15 protein-coding genes and 2 pseudogenes are annotated in these 19,246 nt (G+C 62.5%); 8 read left to right on the top strand and 9 right to left on the bottom strand.

Annotation, left to right across the window (positions count from 1 at the left end):
* Window positions 1–47: 47 nt before the first annotated feature.
* A pseudogene (locus M5B96_RS32705) lies at window positions 48–1,004 on the top strand (methyl-accepting chemotaxis protein); the annotation flags it as partial.
* A gap of 39 nt (window positions 1,005–1,043) precedes the next feature.
* The gene (locus M5B96_RS32700; protein WP_412548594.1) at window positions 1,044–1,907 is read left to right on the top strand and encodes a methyl-accepting chemotaxis protein; all 864 of its coding nucleotides are present in this window, start codon (window positions 1,044–1,046) and stop codon (window positions 1,905–1,907) included.
* A gap of 54 nt (window positions 1,908–1,961) precedes the next feature.
* Here M5B96_RS32700 and M5B96_RS07625 read toward each other — a convergent pair whose 3' ends face one another.
* The 3 genes from M5B96_RS07625 to M5B96_RS07615 all read right to left on the bottom strand — a co-directional run bounded on the left by M5B96_RS07625 (window position 1,962) and on the right by M5B96_RS07615 (window position 4,454).
* A complete protein-coding gene (locus tag M5B96_RS07625) occupies window positions 1,962–2,330 on the bottom strand; it encodes a glyoxalase superfamily protein (protein WP_248796082.1) in 369 nt (122 codons plus the stop codon).
* Window positions 2,331–2,548: 218 nt separating this feature from the next.
* On the bottom strand, window positions 2,549–3,442 hold the full coding sequence (locus M5B96_RS07620) for an NAD-dependent epimerase/dehydratase family protein (protein ID WP_248796081.1): 894 nt from the start codon (window positions 3,440–3,442) through the stop codon (window positions 2,549–2,551).
* 103 nt (window positions 3,443–3,545) lie between these two features.
* A complete protein-coding gene (locus M5B96_RS07615; RefSeq protein WP_248796080.1) occupies window positions 3,546–4,454 on the bottom strand; it encodes a LysR family transcriptional regulator in 909 nt (302 codons plus the stop codon).
* 454 nt (window positions 4,455–4,908) lie between these two features.
* Between M5B96_RS07615 and M5B96_RS07610 the strand changes: the two genes are divergently transcribed.
* Genes M5B96_RS07610 through M5B96_RS07600 form a run of 3 tightly spaced genes read left to right on the top strand, consistent with a single transcriptional unit; the run spans window position 4,909 to window position 8,243 of the window.
* Window positions 4,909–6,195 carry an ABC transporter ATP-binding protein gene (locus tag M5B96_RS07610; RefSeq protein ID WP_248796079.1) on the top strand — a complete coding sequence of 429 codons (1,287 nt, stop codon included), beginning with the start codon at window positions 4,909–4,911 and terminating at the stop codon, window positions 6,193–6,195.
* Window positions 6,186–7,547 (top strand): polysaccharide pyruvyl transferase family protein, encoded by a 1,362-nt coding sequence (locus M5B96_RS07605; protein WP_248796078.1) that lies wholly within the window; start codon window positions 6,186–6,188, stop codon window positions 7,545–7,547. Before M5B96_RS07610 ends, M5B96_RS07605 begins: the two co-directional genes overlap by 10 nt.
* A 9-nt stretch (window positions 7,548–7,556) precedes the next feature.
* A complete protein-coding gene (locus M5B96_RS07600) occupies window positions 7,557–8,243 on the top strand; it encodes a 2OG-Fe(II) oxygenase (RefSeq protein ID WP_412548593.1) in 687 nt (228 codons plus the stop codon).
* Window positions 8,244–8,294: 51 nt separating this feature from the next.
* On the opposite strand, the gene M5B96_RS07595 is transcribed toward M5B96_RS07600, so the two are convergent.
* A complete protein-coding gene (locus tag M5B96_RS07595; protein ID WP_248796076.1) occupies window positions 8,295–9,062 on the bottom strand; it encodes a sulfite exporter TauE/SafE family protein in 768 nt (255 codons plus the stop codon).
* 193 nt (window positions 9,063–9,255) lie between these two features.
* On the opposite strand from M5B96_RS07595, the gene M5B96_RS07590 reads away from it, so the two are divergent.
* Window positions 9,256–10,188 carry a LysR substrate-binding domain-containing protein gene (locus M5B96_RS07590; RefSeq protein WP_248796181.1) on the top strand — a complete coding sequence of 311 codons (933 nt, stop codon included), beginning with the start codon at window positions 9,256–9,258 and terminating at the stop codon, window positions 10,186–10,188.
* Window positions 10,189–10,227: 39 nt separating this feature from the next.
* Window positions 10,228–10,575, top strand: a complete 348-nt coding sequence (locus M5B96_RS07585; RefSeq protein WP_100939656.1) for a cupin domain-containing protein — start codon at window positions 10,228–10,230, stop codon at window positions 10,573–10,575.
* 79 nt (window positions 10,576–10,654) lie between these two features.
* Here the strand turns inward: M5B96_RS07585 and M5B96_RS07580 are convergent, their stop codons facing one another.
* From M5B96_RS07580 to M5B96_RS07565, 4 genes are all read right to left on the bottom strand, one after another.
* Window positions 10,655–12,133 (bottom strand): NCS1 family nucleobase:cation symporter-1, encoded by a 1,479-nt coding sequence (locus tag M5B96_RS07580; RefSeq protein WP_248796075.1) that lies wholly within the window; start codon window positions 12,131–12,133, stop codon window positions 10,655–10,657.
* Between the two features lie 437 nt (window positions 12,134–12,570).
* Entirely contained in the window at window positions 12,571–14,934 is a 2,364-nt protein-coding gene (locus tag M5B96_RS07575; RefSeq protein ID WP_248796074.1) for a DNA polymerase II, read from the bottom strand.
* Between the two features lie 190 nt (window positions 14,935–15,124).
* Window positions 15,125–16,009 carry a 3-hydroxyisobutyrate dehydrogenase gene (mmsB, locus tag M5B96_RS07570; RefSeq protein WP_248796073.1) on the bottom strand — a complete coding sequence of 295 codons (885 nt, stop codon included), beginning with the start codon at window positions 16,007–16,009 and terminating at the stop codon, window positions 15,125–15,127.
* Between the two features lie 14 nt (window positions 16,010–16,023).
* Window positions 16,024–17,547 carry a CoA-acylating methylmalonate-semialdehyde dehydrogenase gene (locus tag M5B96_RS07565; RefSeq protein ID WP_248796072.1) on the bottom strand — a complete coding sequence of 508 codons (1,524 nt, stop codon included), beginning with the start codon at window positions 17,545–17,547 and terminating at the stop codon, window positions 16,024–16,026.
* A 131-nt stretch (window positions 17,548–17,678) separates the two neighbouring features.
* Here M5B96_RS07565 and M5B96_RS07560 point away from each other — a divergent pair, with 131 nt between their 5' ends.
* Window positions 17,679–18,626: a LysR family transcriptional regulator gene (locus M5B96_RS07560; RefSeq protein WP_248796071.1), complete on the top strand. Its 948-nt coding sequence runs from the start codon at window positions 17,679–17,681 to the stop codon at window positions 18,624–18,626.
* Between the two features lie 277 nt (window positions 18,627–18,903).
* Here M5B96_RS07560 and M5B96_RS07555 read toward each other — a convergent pair.
* Window positions 18,904–19,035 (bottom strand): annotated as a pseudogene (locus tag M5B96_RS07555) (3-oxoacyl-ACP synthase); the annotation flags it as partial.
* Window positions 19,036–19,246 lie beyond the last annotated feature (211 nt).

Raw genomic sequence — 19,246 nt, 5'->3', positions numbered from 1 at the left:
GCAATATCAGCGTCAACCTGAAACTTGGCCTGGGTTTCGGCTTGGTACTGCTCCTGACCACAATCCTGGCCCTGACCGGCTGGAACAGCCTGGGTGGGCTGATCGACCGCAGCAACTGGATGAGCGACATCACCCAGCTCAACGCCTCGCTGACCAAACTGCGCGTGGCCCGCCTGCAATACATGCTGACCAATGGCGACGAAACCGCCGCACAGAACGTGCAGGTCAACCTGGACGCGTTCATCGCTCAACAGCAGAAACTGATCGGTAGCTTCAAGAGCCCGGAAAACCTCAAGCTGCTCAAAGAGCAGACCGACTTGATCAGCCAATACCAGCAGTCGCTGAACAAGATGCGCGATGCCTATCGCACCGGCAACGGCGCCCGCCAGACCATGGGTGACAATGCCGAAGTCGTCAGCAAGCTGATCAGCGCGATCAACGACCAGGTGCTGCACATGCAGCCCGGCGAGGAAGGCCGTTTCGAGCGCTTCCAGGCCATCACCCGGGCCAAGGAACAGTTCCAGCTGACCCGCTATGAAGTGCGTGGCTATGCCGCCAACAGCAACCCGGACACCGAGCAGAAAGCCTTCAATCAACTGGGTGAAGCGATCGACGGGCTCAAGGCCCTGCAGCAAGCCTTCAGCAGCGCCGAGCAGACCTCCGTGACCCAGCTCGAGACCGCCCTGGGCAACTACCGCAGCGCCTTGCAGGCCTACAAGAGCGCCAACGCCGCCGCCCTGCAGGCGCGCAAGGAAATGACCGACCAGGGCAACGACATCGTCGCGCGCAGCGACGCGCTGTATCAGATCCAACTGGACCGGCGTGACAGCGAAAGCGCCCAGGCCCGGACGTTGCAACTGGGCAGTACGCTGCTGGCCTTGCTGGTCGGCCTGTTCGCCGCCGTACTCATCACCCGGCAGATCACCCGCCCGATCCGCGACACCCTGGCCGTCGTCGAGCGCATCGCCGCCGGTGACCTGACCCACAACCTGGTGGTCACCCGCCGCGACGAACTGGGCGTGTTGCAACAAGGCATCCAGCGCATGGGCACCACCCTGCGCGACCTGATCAGCGGTATCCGCGATGGCGTCACCCAGATCGCCAGCGCCGCCGAGGAACTGTCGGCGGTGACCGAACAGACCAGCGCCGGGGTCAACAGCCAGAAAATCGAAACCGACCAGGTCGCCACGGCGATGCACGAAATGACCGCCACCGTTCAGGAGGTCGCGCGCAATGCCGAACAGGCCTCCCAGGCCGCCGCCGCCGCGGACGGTGAAGCCCGTGAAGGTGACAAGGTGGTCGGCGAGGCCATTGCCCAGATCGAACGCCTGGCCACCGAAGTGGTGCGTTCGACCGAAGCCATGAGCGTGCTGCAGCAGGAAAGCGACAAGATCGGCGCGGTCATGGATGTGATCAAGGCCGTGGCCGAACAGACCAACCTGCTGGCGCTCAACGCCGCCATCGAGGCGGCCCGGGCCGGCGAAGCCGGACGCGGCTTCGCCGTGGTGGCCGACGAAGTGCGCGGCCTGGCCCAGCGTACGCAGAAGTCCACCGAGGAGATCGAGGGCCTGGTGGCGGCCTTGCAGAACGGCACCCAGCAAGTGGCGAACGTGATGAACAACAGCCGCAACCTGACCGACAGCAGCGTCGCCCTGACCCGCAAGGCCGGCGTCTCACTGGAGAACATCACCCGCACGGTGTCGAACATCCAGTCGATGAACCAGCAGATCGCCGCCGCGGCCGAGCAGCAGAGCGCGGTGGCCGAGGAAATCAGCCGCAGTATCGTCAATGTGCGCGATGTGTCCGAACAGACCGCCGCCGCCAGCGACGAAACCGCAGCGTCCAGCGTCGAACTGGCCCGACTGGGTAATCAATTGCAGATGATGGTCAGTCACTTCCGCGTGTAACGCCGCCGTTTCGCCAACCCTATGGACCAGCGTCCGTGGGGCCGGCGGACGCGCTCAGACGCAAATCGCCTGGGTAAACACCAGCCGATTGCCGAACGGGTCGTGAAGGGCCATATCCAGGCTGCCCCAGGGCATGGCCCGGACCTCAAGCGGTGCAGCGTCGCCGGCCTTGTCCAGCAACTGCGCCCTGAGCGCTTCCAGTTCGTCGGCTTCGATGCGCAATGCCGCTCCCGGCGTGGCGTCCCCCTTGTGCTCGCTCAGGTGCAGCACGCAGTCGCCCCGGGACACTTGCAGGTACAACGCAAAGCCGGGCTCGGAACGGTGCTGCCAATCGACAGAGAAGCCGAGGAATTCGATGTAGAACGCCAACGCCTTGCCCTCGTCATCGATGTGCAGGACGGGAGTGGTTTTACCGAAGCTCATGACGGGTCTTCCTGGCTATCTGGATCAAAGCGCTTCGGCCTGGAAAGCAGATTCTTTAATAGCCAGGTGCCACCACCACAAAAAGCGCGAAGTGGCTCGCAAAAACCGCGTCGTAAAGCCTCCGGGGGCGTCAATAACCGAACGGCTTGTACATTCGTTGCCAAGGTCGAGCGGGCTGATCGCGCCCCAGGCCCGGGAGCGACCAACCCGTTGCGCCGTCACAGCATCTCGTTGAGAATCCACTCGGTCACCGAAGTGCGCTTGGGCGCCCAGCCCAGCAGTTCGCGGGCCTTCTTGCCGCGTACCCGGCTGTTGGAGCCCAGGCCGTAGTTGGCCATTTCATAACCCCACTCGGCCTCGGCATCGGCCAGCGGCCAGTCCTGTGGCGCACCCAGGTCAAGGGCCCGGGCCATGGCCGTGGTCATCTCGAAAAACGCTGCCTCGCCGCTTTCCACGAAGTAGAAGGTGCCCGCCGGGGTCTGGGTCAGTGCCAGCAGGTACAGCGCCACCACGTCATCGATATGCACGTTGGACCAGATGTTCCGGCCAGTGCCGACATGACGCACCACGCCACTCTTGCGCGCCTGCTTGAGCAGCCGCGGCAGCTGCACGCTATCGCGGTTCACGCCCCTGCTGTGGCCGTAGATCAGCGTGTTGCAGAGCACCGCCGAGCGCACGCCGAACGCAGCCGCGCCCAGCACCAGGTTGTCGATGGCCACGCGCGCGGCCTTGTCGACGGTGGGCTCGGGCAGTTGGTCTTCGTAGTAGATACTGTCACTGGCCAGGCCGCCGGAAGCGTCGCCGACGATGCTCGAACCGCTGGTGTGCAGGAATACCTTGTCGGAACCGCGCAGGGCACCGAGCAAGGCTTCGACCGCACCACGATGATCGCTGCTGGCGGCGTTGATCACCGCATCGGCCTGACGCGCCTGCCCGGCGAGCAAGGTGCTGTCATCCAGGGTGCCGATGACCGGGGTGATGCCCAGCCGGCGCATTTCTTCGGCCTGCCCGGCGCTGCGCACCAGGCCCGTGACCTGATGACCGGCCTCGACCAGGCCGGTGGCGATGGAGCCGCCGATAAAGCCGGCGGCGCCGGTAATGAAAACGTTCATGGAGAAACTCCGTGCGGGGGTCAGTGATGGGCTCAGTATCGAAGACTTATCCGTGCCGAATAAGCCCGGATACCCCAATTCACTCTTGCGCGGGAGTCACGAATCACCTGAGCAGCGGCGCGGCATAACCCGCCAGCTTGTCCTGGATAAAATCGAGGAAGCACTGGATCCGCAGCGCCAGTTGCGAGTTGCGGTAGTACACCGCGTGAATCGGCTGGCGATAGCCGCTGTTGGCCTCGGGCAGGATCACCCGCAGGCGCCCGGCCTGGATGTCCTGATGGGTCATGAAATGCGACAGGCAGACAATGCCCTGCCCTTCCAGCGCCAACTGGCGCAAGGTCTCGCCGCTGGACGCGCTGATGCTCGGCTGGATCTGCCAGCGGTCGCCCTGGGCATGTCGCAACGGCCAGTGGTTCAGGCTTTCGGTCTGGGTGAAGCCGAGCAGCGTATGCCCGGACAACTCGCCGACGCTGGCCGGCATCCCATGGGTTTCCAGGTAGGCGGGACTGGCGAGGATATTCAGCGGGCTGCTGCCCAGGGAACGCGCATGCAGGGTCGAGTCCGCCAGGTTGCCGATACGAATGGCGATATCGGTGCTTTGCTCCAACAGGTCGATGATCAGGTCGTTGCTGTTGAGCTCCAGTTGGATATCCGGATACAGGCGGCGAAACTCTGCGATATAGGGCACCACCGCATGCAGCATGAAGGGCGAGGCGGCATTGATCCGCAAGCGGCCGGCCGGCGTCTGCTGACGCAAGGACAGCCGCTCTTCCAGCTCGTCCATCTGCTCCAGGATCTGCTTGGCGCGCTCGAAGAAGAACTTGCCCTCCTCGGTCAAATCCATGCGCCGCGTGGTGCGGTTGATCAAGGTGGTTTCCAGCTTGGCCTCGAGCCGCGACAGGCTCCGGCTGACCGCCGAGGGCGTCTGGCCGACCTGTTCGGCCGCCGCGGAAATCGAGCCGCACTCGATCACGCACACAAAGATCTGCAACTCATCGGATCTGGCTTTCAACCGCTATCCCTCTTGGAAAACTTGCTCGACAGTCGCCGTATTCCGCGGCCACGTTATTGTGTCTGAAGTGTATTAATACAAACACACTTGTTGCCTTGGCCTGATCCGCCCCCAGGAGTTGCCTCTCGTAACTAACTTGAGACCTTAAGATGCTTATTGACGCCAATATACCGACAAAAATCTTCCCGCTCCCTACACCCTGCACTTCAAGACACGGTGTTTTGCGCCGAGGTATAAATCGATATATCGAAAACCTTAATTATCACTTATTCTCAGTCGCTCAAGAATGACCCGATAGAGCCGGGACCGGCGCCCTCCCAAGGCAGAGAAAAGAACCACTCCTTCTGCCGGCAACGAAGGCAACCGCGTCGTCTCACTGACCTTTCGGTCATGCGGCGAGGCGAACAAGACGGGGGCCTTGAGGATGATTGTATGATGCGTAACGGACTTACCAATGTCGCTTGATTTCGCAATTGATGTCCAAGACCTGAGCAAGTGCTATCAGATCTACGACGCCCCCCAAGACCGCCTATTGCAAATGCTGCTGCGCAACCGCAAGCGATTCTATCGTGAGCTCTGGGCGCTCAAAGCCTTGTCACTGCAAATTCGCCGAGGCGAAACCGTCGGTATCATTGGCCGTAACGGCAGCGGAAAGTCCACGCTTTTGCAGTTGCTCTGCGGGACCTTGACCCCCACCCACGGCAAACTTCAGGTTCAGGGCCGGATTGCCGCCCTGCTGGAGCTGGGCTCTGGTTTCAATCCGGAGTTCAGCGGTCGCGAAAACGTCTACCTGAACGCCGCGGTCCTGGGCCTGACGCCAGAACAGATCGACGCTCGCTTCGACGAAATCCAGGCCTTCGCCAACATTGGCGAGTTTATCGAGCAGCCGACCAAAACCTACTCCAGCGGCATGCTGGTCCGCTTGGCCTTTGCGGTCTCGGTGTGCGTGGAGCCGGACATCCTGATCGTCGACGAGGCGCTTTCGGTGGGCGACGCGGCGTTCCAGTTCAAGTGCCTGAACCGCCTGGAGACCCTGACGAAAAATGGCACCACACTGCTGTTCGTGTCCCACGACATGAACCTGGTCAAACGCTTTTGCCATCGGGTGATTTACCTGAACCAGGGCCAACTGGTTGCCAGCGGCGCGCCCGAAGAGATGGCCGAGTTGTACCTCCTCGACATGCGCGATGAACAGCGGCGCTGGGCCTCCGGCGGTGACATCGCGGTCACGCGCAAGTCATTCCTCGACACCCGGGACGGTATCGCCTTCGGCACCTCGGAAGGGCATATCAGCAGCGCCGTGTTCACCAACACGCAAGCGCTGACATCGGCCTACCTGTACGGCGAAAACGTCGAAATCCACGTCCAGGCCAGGATTCAGACGTCCATCCGCCAACCCTCGGTCAGCTTCACCCTTCAAGAGGCCCACCTGCTGGTCATCGGCGGGGCCAACCTGGCGCTTTCGGTAGAGCCGGAAGAAAACGGCTGGCAGCGCGCCTCAATCACCATGACCTTCAAGGCCAAGCTGGCGGCGGGTCGTTATCATGTCACCCTCAAGCTCATGGATGGCCTGGTCGAACACACCGCGCAACTGATCGAAAAACAAGTGGCCCCCCTGGCTTTCGAGATGCTGCCCAACGCCGAAAATTTTCTCGGGGCCGTCGACCTCGGCTTGCAGGCCGTCGACGTGTCCGCCCGTGCAAATCCTCTATTCAGTAACGGAATCGCGCCATGCAAATGACTGCACGTACCTGGCACATCGGGATCTTCGGTACCTTCGATGTCGAGAACTATGGCGACCTGCTGTTCCCCATCCTCGCCGAGGCCGAATTGAGCAAACGCCTTGGCCCGGTGCAACTGCATCGTTTTTCCTACAATGCGAAAAGCCAGGCCGAGTGGCCCTACGCCGTGACCTCGCTCACCGATCTGCCGGAGTTGGCCGAGCAACTCGATGGCGTCCTGATCGGCGGTGGTTTCATCATTCGCTTCGACAAAGTCGTCGCCCATGGCTACGTTCCCCCCAGCCCGGATATCCATCACCCCACGGGTTATTGGCTGTCGCCGGCGCTGATTGCCCAGCAGCACGGTGTCCCGGTGATCTGGAACGCCCCGGGCATGCATTGCAATGATATTCCCGAGTGGAGCACGCCCCTGCTCAGGCTCGCGCTGGAGCACAGCCAATGTGTACGCGTCAGGGATGAGCCGTCGCGCGCAAGCCTCAGCGAGCTCAGCCCGGGTACCGATATCCAGGTACTGCCCGATACCGCCTTCAACCTGCCGGACCTGATCGACGAGCAACACCCCAGCGCGGCCTTTGCCGAACTGCGCCAGACGTTCGGGCTGGATGCGCCCTATATCGTCATTCAGTCGATTCATGTGGTCGAGCCGTTTTTGCAACTGTTCGAGCAACACCCGCAGGCGCTGGCCGGCTACCGCCTGCTGGTCATGCCGATCGGCCCGGTACTGGGCGACCATCACATGGTGGTGTCCCAGCGCATACCCGACACCATCACCCTGCCGTTCTGGCCGGAGCCGTTACTGCTGGCGGAAATCCTCTGCCACGCCCAGGCGGTCATCGGTCACAGCTATCACTTGTCCATCAGCGCCCTGGTGTTTGGCGTTCCGGTGTTTTCCACGGCGGACCTGAGTACCGGCAAGTACACCGCGCTGGCCGAGATGGGCCAGATGCATGCCCTGCCGCCGGCCGAAGAACTGACGGTGCAGTGGTTCACGTCACGGATCGGAAAAACGCAGCCGTCGGCGCGGTTAAAAGCCGCCACGGTGGAACTGGCCGCCTATTGGGAGCAGGTCGCGACCATCATCGGCCAAGGGAAGACCTTGGCGCGCCGCGCCCTCAATCGCTTCTGGCAGCACCTGCCGAGCCTGCTTGAAAGCGGCGCGAGCCGGCCCCTGGCAAGCGCGGAACCGTTACCCCCCACGCTCGACTATATGAATATCGAGCTCAACGCCCGCCAGCAACAGATCTTCCAGTTGAACGAACAACTGACAACACTGCGAAACTCCAACAGCTTCAAACTCACGGCGCCTTTGCGCTCGCTGGGGCGTGGTTTCAGAAAATTGAGAGAGCGATAAATGCAACCCATCCTGAACCTGTCGGCGCTCAAACACGGCGTACTCAATACCGAGCCGTTTTCATGGGCCGAAATCAGCAACCTGTATTCGGCGCAAGACGCCGCCGCCCTGGCCGCGACCTATCCCCATGATCACTTCAAGACCGTGACGGGCTACGGCGGCGAAAAGGATTATGACTACGAGGCCCGCGCGCTGTTACCCATGGGTAGCGAGGTTATTGCCTACGAATCCGAACTGAGCGAGGTCTGGCGCCGGCTTGCCCGGGATCTGTGCAGCGCCGCCTATCGCGAGGCCCTCAGTGCCCTGACCGACCAGGACCTGCGCCAGGCGCCGATGGAAGTGAACGTTTTCCACTACGGCCCGGGGGCCAGCCTCGGAGCCCATCCGGACCTGCCGGACAAACGGGTCACGCATATTCTCTATTTCAATGAGTCCTGGGACCGGGCCCATGGCGGCTGCCTGAACATCCTGCGCGGCAAGGACCCCGCCGCGGTGACCGCGCTGGTCGAGCCACTGGTGGGCAACTCTGCCGTGCTGGTCCGCTCGAACAACTCCTGGCACGCCGTCTCTCCGGTCGTCCCGAACCAAAGAGTCTCACGTCGCAGCATGACGGTGACCTTCTACCAGCCGGGCTCCGCAAGCTCGATGTGGCCCCCTGGCGATACCACGCCGCTGCACAGCTATCCCCGGGACTGACGAAAAAACACCGGGGCTGGAGCCCTCCTCCTCCCCGGTTGCTTCAAATCATCAACCGCCGATCAGCAGATGCCCGCCCAACAGGCCCAGGCCGACAAAGAACACCCGCTTGAACAGCTTGGCGCTGACCCGTTGGCGTAGCCATTGGCCGAACAGCATGCCCAGGATAGCCGGGAGCAAAACCAGCAGTGAGGCACCCAGGGCGCCCTCTCCCAGCGCCCCGCGCCAGAACAGACCGAACGCCAATGCCAGGGTCGAGACGGTGAACGACAGGCCCAGCGCCTGCACCAGCTCATCCTTGTTCAAACCCAGGGCCTGCAGGTAAGGCACGGCCGGAATCACGAACACACCGGTGGCCGAGGTGATGATGCCGGTGACCAGCCCACAAGCCGGGCCCAACCAGCGCTCCGTCCGCGCGCCGACCCGTAGCGGCGGCAGAAACAGGCCACTCAAGGCGTACAGCAGCAAGGCGGCGCCCAACGCCCGCACCACCCCACGGCCGCCGTCCATCCCGCCCAGCCACCACGAACCGGCAGCGGTGCCGAGAAAGATCGCCAGCAACATCGGCCACAAGCGCTTGAGCAGGGCCGACAGCTGTCCTCCCGCCGCCAGTTGCCAGAGATTGGTCAGGGTCGCGGGAATGATCAACAATGCCGCAGCCTGCGTCGGCGCCATAGCCAGGCCGAGCAGGCCCATGGCAACCGTCGGCAGCCCGAGGCCGATCACGCCCTTGATCATGCCCGCCAGCAGAAAGGTGCCCAGCACCAGCAGGGAGAGGGCCAGGCCCAGGCTTTGGTAAAACTCGAGGAGTGTCTTCATACAGACAGACTGGACCCGGGCAACGGGTTTGAAAATCTGTCATACGTTGAGCTAGCCTCTTGAATAACGAGAGACAGATTCAACCTGCAGGAGCCGGTTTTCCGGCACTGGGCCCTTGAGTCTCGCCCTTACGGCCGCCATCGCCAGCAAGCAGGCTACAGGGGGCGCGGCGCACCGAATCGAGCGTATCAACATGCACTTCGACCTGATCGACCTCCGGCTGTACCTGAATATCCTCGACGCGGGCAATATCACCGCCGGCGCGGCGCGCAGCCACTTGTCGCTGCCGGCCGCCAGTGCGCGGATACGGGCCCTGGAAACCTCACTCGGCACAGCGTTTTTCCTGCGCGGTCGCCGTGGCGTCAGCCCCACGCCCGCCGGCAACGCCTTGGCCCGGCATGCCCGGCTGATGCTGCAACAGGCCGAACGCCTGCGCCAGGACCTGGCCGAATACGCCCAGGGTGTAAAAGGCCAGGTCCGCCTGCTGGGCAACAGCGCGGCGATCAGCGAATACCTGCCGGAACGGCTCGCCGACTTCCTGCACAGCCACCCGCAAATCGACATAGACTTGCAGGAGCTGCCCAGCCTGCGCATTGTCCACGCCATCCGCCAGGGCGCGGCGGAGCTCGGCATCGTCTCCGACGCGGTGGACACCCAGGACTTGCAGACCCGGCCCTTTTGCGACGATCCGCTGCTGGTGGCGATTCCCCGCGCCCACCCCTTGGCGCAGCAGCCGCTCGTGCGCTTCAGCGATACCCTGCGCCATGAACAGATCGGCCTGCCCGCCAGCAGCGCCCTTGCGGTATATCTGGAAGAGCAGGCCTTGCACCTGGGGATGCGCCTGCAACTGCGGGTGCGCGCCGATGGTTTTGACGGGGTGTTGCGCATGGTCGCGCGCGGTGTCGGTCCGGGCATCGTGCCCCAGGCGACCCTGGAGCGTTGGCCGGTTACGGCGGACCTGGTCAGCCGTCCACTGCCCGAGCCCTGGGCCCGACGCAAACTGCTGCTGTGCGCCCGTTCGTTCGAACACCTGCCGGGTTACGCCCGCGCCTTGCTCGACGCTTTATGCGCTCATGGGCAGGTCGATGTCGAACCTGGACAACTGCCCGCTGCCGACGACCGCTAGGGTGCAGGCTTCCTCACGAACCTGCGCCCGGAGCCCAGCATGTCCAATCCACCGATCACCGTTCTGCGCGACACCCACCCGTTGCCGGTCCTCGATGCCTGCAAATGGGAAAAACTGGCGGGCGACCCGCACACCGTCAACCTCAACGCCTACACCAGCGAAGACGGCAGCAAGATCATGGGTACCTGGATCTGCACCCCGGGCAAATGGCGGGTCGAGTATGTGAAGTGGGAGTACTGCCACTTCCAGGAAGGCTACTGCATCATCACCCCGGACGGCCTGGCGCCGATCCACCTGCGGGCCGGCGATATCTTCGTGATCGAGCCCGGGATGAAAGGCACCTGGGAAGTCGTGGAAACCGTGCGCAAGTACTTCGTCTTCGCCTGATTCCGCGACACCGCAACAGAGCGCTGGTGAAACGACGGATGACCCTGTCACGTCGTTTCACTCAGCTTCGGCCTCCCCTCTAGACTGTTTCGCCAAGCGCTGAAACGGCCATCCCCCTGCGATTGGCCGCCACATAGATAAGCGCTGCACTGCCGGCACCGATCAGCCATCCCCAGTCACCGACATTGAAAATCAACCCGAACGCGCCCAGCAACGCCAAGCCGATCGACAGGCTTCCCGACACGATCAGCGCGAACAAGGCCTTGCTGTTCCAGCCGCCCTCGAAATACAGCGAGCCATCCGGCGCCAGGCTGTACAGGTCCTCCAGCTTGATGACCTGGCGTTTCACCCGATAGTAGTCGGCGACCATGATGCCGAACATCGGCCCCAGCACCGCCCCGAAGATACTCACGAATATCGTGATCGCCTGGGGACTCGAGACGAACAGCCAGGGGCAGACCAGCACCGAGAGGATCGAGGTGATCAGGCCACCCAGCTTGAAGTTGATTTTCTGCGGCGCCAGATTGGCGATGTCATAGGCCGGAGAGACGAAGTTCGCCACGATATTGATGCCCATGGTCGCGACGATGAAGGTCAGCGCGCCGATGATCGAGACCAGCGGGTTATTGATTTTCTCGACAATCAGCACCGGATCCATGATCGCCTCGCCGAACACCTTCATCGAACCGCCCGTGACAATCACCGTGATGATCGCAAAGACGATGAAGTTCACCGGCAGGCCCCAGAAGTTGCCCTTTTTCATCACCGCTTCAGTCTTGGCGAAACGGGAAAAATCGCCGAAGTTCAGCAGCAACGCGGCGAAGTAGGCGACGATCAGCATCGCCGCGCTGGCCATCAGGCCGATCGACTCCAGGCCCGTGAAGTGCTTGTCGGAGAACTGCATAGAGAAGCTCTCCAGACCGGTCTTGGAGATCATCCAGCCGGCCAGCGCGAACATCACCAGATAGACCACCGGGCCGCAGAAATCGATGAATTTGCGAATCGTCTCCATCCCGGCGAGGAAGATCAGCAACTGAAAGAACCACATGAAGGTGAAACTGATCCAGCCCAGCGTGGACAGCCCCAGCAGGCTGTTGTGGGTGAAGTCCGCCGCCCAGGGCAGTACCGCGATCACCAGCACCTGCACCGCCTTGGAGGCGAAATAGGTCTGCACGCCGTACCAGACGATACCCACGATGCCGCGCACCACCGCGGCGAGATTGGCGCCGCGGACACCGAAGGACATGCGCGCGACCACTGGAAACGGAATACCGTACTTTTGCGACGGCCTGCCGATCAGGTTCATCAGGAAGTAGACGATGGTGATCCCGACGATCATCGAGAGCAACACCTGCCAGCCCGTCAGCCCGAGAAAGAACAGGCTGGCGGCAAAGGTATAACCGCCGACCGAGTGCACGTCGGACATCCACATCGAGAACAGGCTGAACGTCCCCCAGGTGCGCCCCTGCGCCGACGTGGGCGCGAGATCCTGGTTATAGAGCTGGGCGTGGGCGCCGGTGATGACGACCACCGGGACCTGGTTTGCATCGATAGACATCGGGCTGACTCCCATGATTTTCCGCATTCTGATTGGCGTTGTTTTGAATACATGTGCGCGTGAGATTGGTCACAACCGCAAGTTCTATAAACACACTTCAGCAAAATGCGCGCCAGAAAAACCATGAAGCGTCTGATTGCTGCTCGCAGATCGGCTCCTGAAGGGGCTGTGTCACTTGGAGATTTTTCGATTGGCGCGGCTAAACGCTTGAAAATGGATACATCGATCGATACAAATTGTTCTTTATAGTGATCGCTCAGCGTAGACGCTTATTTTCCGAGCACGAGTATTTCAGCCTCTTTTTCGGCGCGAAATCATACTGAAGATCATTTGAGCGATACTCGGGGAGGCGGTTTGTGACAGCAAGGCGCGAGAGCGGTGCAGTCACCGCGCCAATCTGGTGCCTGCCGGCTCTGAAATTCACCCCGGGGCGAGGTTCAGAACAACCCCAACTGCCCGCCGATCAGGGTGCTGAAATCATCCTGGACAAAGGGCAGGATCGCGTCCGCCACCGGCTGTAGCTGCCGGGTGATGTAGTGGTCGTAGTCGATCGGCGCGCGGCGTATCTCCAGCGGCTCGGGGCCGGCCAGGGTGATCACGTAGCTGATCCAGCCACCGTTCTGGTACTGCCGGGGCCGAGCCTGGGCATCGTTGTATTCATCGGCCAGGCGCGCGGCCCGCACATGGGGCGGCACGTTGCGCTGGTAGTCGCCCAACTGACGGCGCAGGCGCTTGCGGTAGACCAGCCGGTCGTCCAGCTCACCGGCCAAGGTCCGACGCACATAGTCGCGCACATAGTCCTGATAGGGCACCCGGTCGAAGATCCGCCGGTACAGCTCCTGCTGGAACTCCTGGGCCAGTGGCGACCAGTCGCTACGCACGGTTTCCAGGCCCTTGTAGATCATCTCCCGGCTACCATCGGCCCGGGTCACCAACCCGGCATAACGTTTCTTGCTGCCCTCCTCGGCCCCCCGGATGGTCGGCATCAGGAAGCGGCTGAAATGGGTCTCGAACTGTAGCTCCAGGGCGCTGTTCAGCCCGAGTTCCTGCAGCAGATGTTCGCGCCACCATTGGTTGACCTGGGCCACCAGGCCGCGGCCGATCTGCGCGGCATCCTCTTCGCCGTGGGCGCCCTTGAGCCAGACGAAGGTGGAGTCGGTGTCGCCATAGATCACCGCGTAGCCCTGGGCCTCGATCAACTGCCGGGTCCGCCGCATGATCTCGTGGCCGCGCAGGGTGATGGAGGACGCCAGGCGCGTATCGAAGAAACGGCAGCCGCTGGAGCCGAGCACGCCGTAGAAGGCGTTCATGATGATCTTCAGGGCCTGGGACAGCGGCGCATTGCGCTCGCGCTTGGCCGCCTCGCGGCCCTGCCAGACGCTCTCGACAATGGCCGGCAGGCAATGCCGCGTACGCGAGAAACGCGCGCCGCGAAAGCCGGCCACCGAGTCACTGTCGTCGGGATGGCGCAAGCCTTCCACCAGTCCGACCGGGTCGATCAGGAAAGTGCGGATGATCGACGGATAGAGGCTTTTGTAATCGAGCACCAACACCGACTCGTAGAGGCCGGGCCGCGAGTCCATTACAAAACCGCCGGGGCTGGCTTCGGGGGTGCGCTCGCCCAGGTTCGGCGCGACGAAACCCTGGCGATGCATCAATGGCAAATAGAGATGGGTGAACGCCGCGACCGAACCGCCGCTGCGGTCAGTGGGCAGGCCGGTGACCGTGGCGCGTTCGAGCAAGAAGGTCAGCAACTGGGTCTTGTCGAAGATCCGTGTCACCAGCTCACAGTCCTTGAGGTTGTAGCGCGCCAGGGCCGGCTTGTCCTCGGCGAACATGCGGTCGATCTCGTCCATGCGCTGGTAGGGGTTGTCGATCGATTTGCCTTCACCGAGCAGGTGCTGCGCCACGTATTCGAGGCTGAAGGACGGAAAGCTCCAGGTGGCCGAGCGCAGGGCCTCGATGCCATCAATGATCAGGCGCCCGGCGGCGGCGGCGAAGTAGTGGGTGTTGCGCGCGCCGTTGTCGCGCCAGCCCATGACGTCACCGCCGCGGCCGAGGCGCAGCGGCACCTTCAGGAGCTCGGCGTGTTCGTGCAGTACGCGCAGGTCGAACTGCACCAGGTTCCAGCCGATGATCGCGTCGGGGTCGTGCAGGGCCAGCCAGTCGTTCAGGGCTTCGAGCAAGCCGGCACGGCTGTCGCGGTAGTCGAACTTGAAGTCCACCTGCGAGGCGTCGCCGTTGGCCGGCCCGAGCATGTACACCTGGCGCTCGCCGCAGCCTTCCAGGGCGATGGAATACAGCTCGCCCTGCATGGTGGTCTCGATGTCCAGCGACACCAGCTTCAAGCGCGGCCGATAGTCCGGCGCCGGTTTCATCTGGGTATCGAGCAGCGGGCCGGCGGCATTGGCCGTGCCGCCGAACTGGACCGGCGCGGTGATAAAGCGCTCCATCAGGTAACGCTCGGGCGGGCGGATATCGGCTTCGTAGACATCGACGCCGCCCTTGCGCAGCAGCTTTTCGATATTCATCAGTTGCCGGTGTTGCTGGCAGTACAGACCGAGGATGGGACGGTGGTGAAAGTCCAACAGTTCCAGGGGACGCAGTTCGACCCCGCGTTCACCGCGCAGCAAGGCTTCGGCACGCTGGCGATGGGCGACGGGAATGAAGGCGACGGAGGATTGCGGCGGTAGCCGGACATGCCGGGGACCGTTGTCGGTGGCCAGCCAGAATTCGACCTGCGTGCCCGTGGGGGTGTCGCGCCAATGCCGGGTCAGGACAAAACCCTGCTGTAGATCCACCACCCGCACCTCGAAAGCATTTTCAGGGGGATGATTCTACGCGCCCTGGGCGGCCAGGTGTGTGGGAGCGGAGCTTGTCGCATCGCCGCTGCTCCGCGAAGAGAAGGCTGCGGTCTTACAGATACACCGCAGTGCTCCCTTCGCGGCGCTGCAACGATTCGTCAATCCCCCAATCCCCGCCCCCACAGACCTACGGTTTGCGATAGGCATTGATGATCGCCGAAAAATCCAGGCCACCGTCCCCGCGCAAACTCATCGCCTGGTAAAGCTGCTGCGCCACCGCGCCCAGTACCACCGGCTGATGCGCCTGACGCGCCGCTTCCGTGGCCAACCCCAGATCCTTCAACATCAACTCGGCACCGAAGCCGCCGGTATAACCACGCGAGGCCGGCGCCGTATCGACAATCCCCGGCCAGGGGTTATAGGTTTCCGAACTCCAGCAACGCCCGGTGGAACTGTTGATCACCCCGGCCAGCACCTGGCTGTCGATCCCCAGTGCCGCGCCAAGGGCCATGGCTTCGCTGACCCCGACCATGGAAATGCCCAGCAGCAGGTTGTTGCAGATCTTGGCAATCTGCCCGGTGCCCACTTCGCCGCAATGGACAATATTGCGGCCCATCTGCGCCAGCACCGGTTGCAGGGTGGCGAACAGCTCCGCCGAAGCACCGACCATGAAGGTCAGGGTCCCGGCCGCCGCACCGCCGGTCCCACCGGATACCGGCGCATCGCCCATCGCCACGCCCTGCTTGGCCGCCGCCGCCGCGACATCCTTGGCGGTCTGCGGATCGATGGTGCTGCAATCCACCGCCGGGACACCGCGACCGATACCGGCCAGCACGCCGTCTTCACCCAGCCAGACGCTGCGCACATGAGCCGCCGCCGGCAGCATGGTAATCACCAGCTCGCTGCCCTGGGCCGCAGCTTTCGGCGATGCGCTGATGGTCCCGCCAAGGGCTGCCAGCTCTTCCAGCACGCTCTTGTTCAGGTCGAACAGGTTCAGGCTGTGCCCGGCCTTGATCAGGTTGCGTGCCATCGGCGCGCCCATGTTGCCCAAGCCGATAAATGCAATCTTCATGGCAGATTCCTCGCTCAGCGCAGATTGATGGTGGTGTTCACACCATGGTTGACACTGTCATCGTCGAACCAGCGACTGGTGACGGTCTTGGTCTGAGTGTAGAACTGCACCACCTGCTTGCCGTACGGACCGAGGTCGCCGAGCTTGGAACCACGCGAACCGGTGAAGCTGAAGAACGGCACCGGCACCGGGATCGGGATATTGATGCCGACCTGGCCGACGTCGATTTCGCTCTGGAACTTGCGCGCCGAGGCGCCGCTCTGGGTGAACAGGCCGGTGCCGTTGCCGAATGGGTTGGCATTGACCAGGGCAATCGCCTCATCGAGGGTGTCGACTTCCAGCACCACCAGCACCGGGCCGAAGATTTCCTGGGTGTAGATCTGCATATCGGTGGTCACCCCGGAGAACAGGGTCGGGCCGACAAAGTTGCCCTGCTCGAAGCCCGGCACCTGGATATCGCGACCGTCCAGCTCCAGCTTGGCGCCTTCCTTGATACCGCTTTCGATCAGGCTCAACACACGCTCTTTCGCGCGCTTGGAAATCAGCGGACCGACATCGGTGCCCGCCTCGCTGCCGGCATTGACCTTGAGTTTCAGCGCCAGGGCCTTGAGGTCCGGCAGCCATTGTTTCGCCGCGCCTACCAGCACCACCACCGAAGTAGCCATGCAGCGCTGGCCAGCCGCGCCGAAACCGGCACCGACCAGGGCATTGAGGGTTTGTTCACGGTTGGCATCGGGCAGTACAACGGCGTGGTTCTTCGCCCCCATCATCGACTGCACGCGCTTGCCGTGGCGGCCGGCGAGGTCGTAGACATGGGTACCGACGGCGGTCGAACCGACGAAGGAAACGGCCTTGATGTCCTTGTGGGTGCACAGCGCATCCACCACGTCCTTACCGCCGTGCACCACGTTCAGCACGCCCGGCGGCACACCGGCTTCCAGCGCCAGCTCCACCAGCAGCAGGGTCGACAGCGGGTCCTGCTCGGACGGCTTGAGGACGAAGGTGTTGCCGCAGGCAATTGCCATCGGGAACATCCACAGCGGAATCATCGCCGGGAAGTTGAACGGGGTGATCCCGGCGCAGACACCGATGGGCTGGCGCAGGGTGTAGGTGTCGACACCGCCGGCGACGTTCTCGGCGAACTCGCCCATCTGCAGGGTACCGATGGAGCAGGCGTGCTCGACCACTTCCAGGCCGCGGAAGATATCGCCTTCGGCGTCGGCAATGGTCTTGCCCTGCTCGGCGCTGAGGACCACGGCGATGCGCTTGGAGTGTTCGCGGATCAGCGCTTGCAGCTTGAGCATGATGCGCATGCGTGCGCCGATGGGGGTCAGCTTCCAGGTCTGGAAGGCGCGGTGCGCGGCGTCGATGGCGGCGTTGACTTCAGCGGCGGTGGCGAACGGGACTTTGGCCAGTACTTCCTGGGTCGCCGGGTTGACGATGTCGTGCCATTCACTGGTCTGGGATTCGACCCACTCGCCATTGATCAGCAGCTTGGCAGTCTTGAGGGTGGTGTCGGGCTTGAGAGAAACGTTCATTGAAGTCTCCTGAATTATTGTGGGGCCGGATCCGTAGCGGGCGAGGCAGCGCCCGAGCATGGTGACTGGACTGTTTTTGGAGTATAGATGTGCGTTCTTCTAATAAGAATGCACATAAAAACCGGACCAACATGCAAAAAAACATCACGTCTTTAGGTTCATTGAACTGGGACGACCTGAAGTTTTTCCTCGAGGTCGCCCGTACCCGCAAGGCCAGCACCGCGGCCAAGCGCCTGGCGGTGGACTACACCACGGTGTCGCGCCGCATCAGCTCACTGGAGGGTGCACTAGGCACCTTGCTCTTTGAAAAATCCCGGACCAATGGTTTTGTGCTGACCGCTGAAGGCCAGCGTTTGCTGGGCTATGCGGAGTCCATTGAAAGCACCTTGCACATGGCTTGCGAGCAGGTCTCGGGGTCAGGCGTGGCGCTGTCGGGGCATGTGCGGATGGGCTGCACGGAGGGTTTCGGCAGCTTTTTCATCACTCCGCAGCTGAGTCATTTCGTCGATGCGTATCCGGCGATTTCCGTCGATATCCTGCCATTGCCGCACTTCATCAGCCTGTCCAAGCGCGAGGCGGATATCGTCATTGCACTGGAGCGCCCGGAGCATGGGCCGTATGTGTGCTGCAAGTTGTGTGACTACCGCTTGCAGCTGTATGCGACCCAGGAATATCTGGACCAGCACCCGCCAATCCGTCGTGCCAGTGATTTGGGGCGGCATCGATTTGTCAGCTATGTGGATGATCTGGCGTTCAGCAATGAGCTGCTGTACCTGGCCAATGCCCTGCCGAATGCCACGGCCAATTTACGCAGCACCAGCGTGATCGCCCAGTTCGTCGCGGCGCAGCAGGGTCGGGCGCTGGCGATCCTGCCCTGCTTCCTCGCGGCCCAGGACCCGAGGTTGCTGCCGGTGCTGGCGGATGAAGTGAATATCACCCGGCAGTTCTGGATGTACTGCCGGGAGGATTTGCGCAAGTTGAAGCGCATTACCTTGCTGTGGGATTACATTCGGGATGTGACGGAGCGCAATCAGGCACTGTTGATGGGGGAAACACGGAGCATGGTTTTCCACGATTGATCCCAACCATGCCGAACGCGATCCCTTGCTGGAGCCGACTTGCTGGCGATGGGGCCAGTGAGCCTTGCAGCGCCTGATCGGCCGCCATCTTATTTGTGGCGAGCGGGCTTGCCCGCGCTCGGCTGCGAAGCAGCCGCAAAACCGCGTGTCTCGGCCCGCCTGACAGATCGAGCTCTCTGGTTTCAGGGGCGCTTCGCGCCCCAGCGCGGGCAAGCCCGCTCGCCACACAAGATCGCACCTGGCGTCAGATATCCTTTAGTCAATCCGTAAACTGCCCCTGCTTCACCGGCACACGCAATTCGGCACGACGAAAGAAGTCTTCGCCTAGTTCGGGGACTTCGCGGATATCGATGTCCTGGTCGCTCAGCTTCGTCAGGTGCTCCCAGTCCGTTTTCGATGCTTCCGACATAGTGTTTGGCCTTCTGTTTGGTAGCTTTTCACGCATAGATAATCCAGCGGCTTCTGGAGGTCGAATGCCGATACCACGCCTTGAGACCGTATGCCCAGCAAGGCCGAACGCAATCCCGTGTAGGAGCTGGCTTGCCAGCGATGAGGCCGGGAGGCTTGCATCGCCTGATCAGCCGTCATCGCTGGCAAGCCAGTCTCCTACAGGGTTATGT

This window comes from Pseudomonas sp. MWU13-2105 (assembly GCF_023242315.1).
In the GTDB taxonomy this organism is placed as follows: Bacteria; Pseudomonadota; Gammaproteobacteria; order Pseudomonadales; family Pseudomonadaceae; genus Aquipseudomonas.
This window is presented reverse-complemented; position numbering and strand designations above follow the sequence as displayed.

Excerpts from the sequence above, each read along its gene's own strand:
- M5B96_RS32700 (WP_412548594.1), top strand. The coding sequence starts at position 1,044 with ATGGGCACCACCCTGCGCGACCTGATCAGCGGTATCCGCGATGGCGTC.
- M5B96_RS07625 (WP_248796082.1), bottom strand. The coding sequence starts at position 2,330 with ATGAGCTTCGGTAAAACCACTCCCGTCCTGCACATCGATGACGAGGGC.
- M5B96_RS07620 (WP_248796081.1), bottom strand. The coding sequence starts at position 3,442 with ATGAACGTTTTCATTACCGGCGCCGCCGGCTTTATCGGCGGCTCCATC.
- M5B96_RS07610 (WP_248796079.1), top strand. The coding sequence starts at position 4,909 with ATGTCGCTTGATTTCGCAATTGATGTCCAAGACCTGAGCAAGTGCTAT.
- M5B96_RS07605 (WP_248796078.1), top strand. The coding sequence starts at position 6,186 with ATGCAAATGACTGCACGTACCTGGCACATCGGGATCTTCGGTACCTTC.
- M5B96_RS07595 (WP_248796076.1), bottom strand. The coding sequence starts at position 9,062 with ATGAAGACACTCCTCGAGTTTTACCAAAGCCTGGGCCTGGCCCTCTCC.
- M5B96_RS07590 (WP_248796181.1), top strand. The coding sequence starts at position 9,256 with ATGCACTTCGACCTGATCGACCTCCGGCTGTACCTGAATATCCTCGAC.
- M5B96_RS07585 (WP_100939656.1), top strand. The coding sequence starts at position 10,228 with ATGTCCAATCCACCGATCACCGTTCTGCGCGACACCCACCCGTTGCCG.
- M5B96_RS07580 (WP_248796075.1), bottom strand. The coding sequence starts at position 12,133 with ATGTCTATCGATGCAAACCAGGTCCCGGTGGTCGTCATCACCGGCGCC.
- mmsB (WP_248796073.1), bottom strand. The coding sequence starts at position 16,009 with ATGAAGATTGCATTTATCGGCTTGGGCAACATGGGCGCGCCGATGGCA.
- M5B96_RS07565 (WP_248796072.1), bottom strand. The coding sequence starts at position 17,547 with ATGAACGTTTCTCTCAAGCCCGACACCACCCTCAAGACTGCCAAGCTG.
- M5B96_RS07560 (WP_248796071.1), top strand. The coding sequence starts at position 17,679 with ATGCAAAAAAACATCACGTCTTTAGGTTCATTGAACTGGGACGACCTG.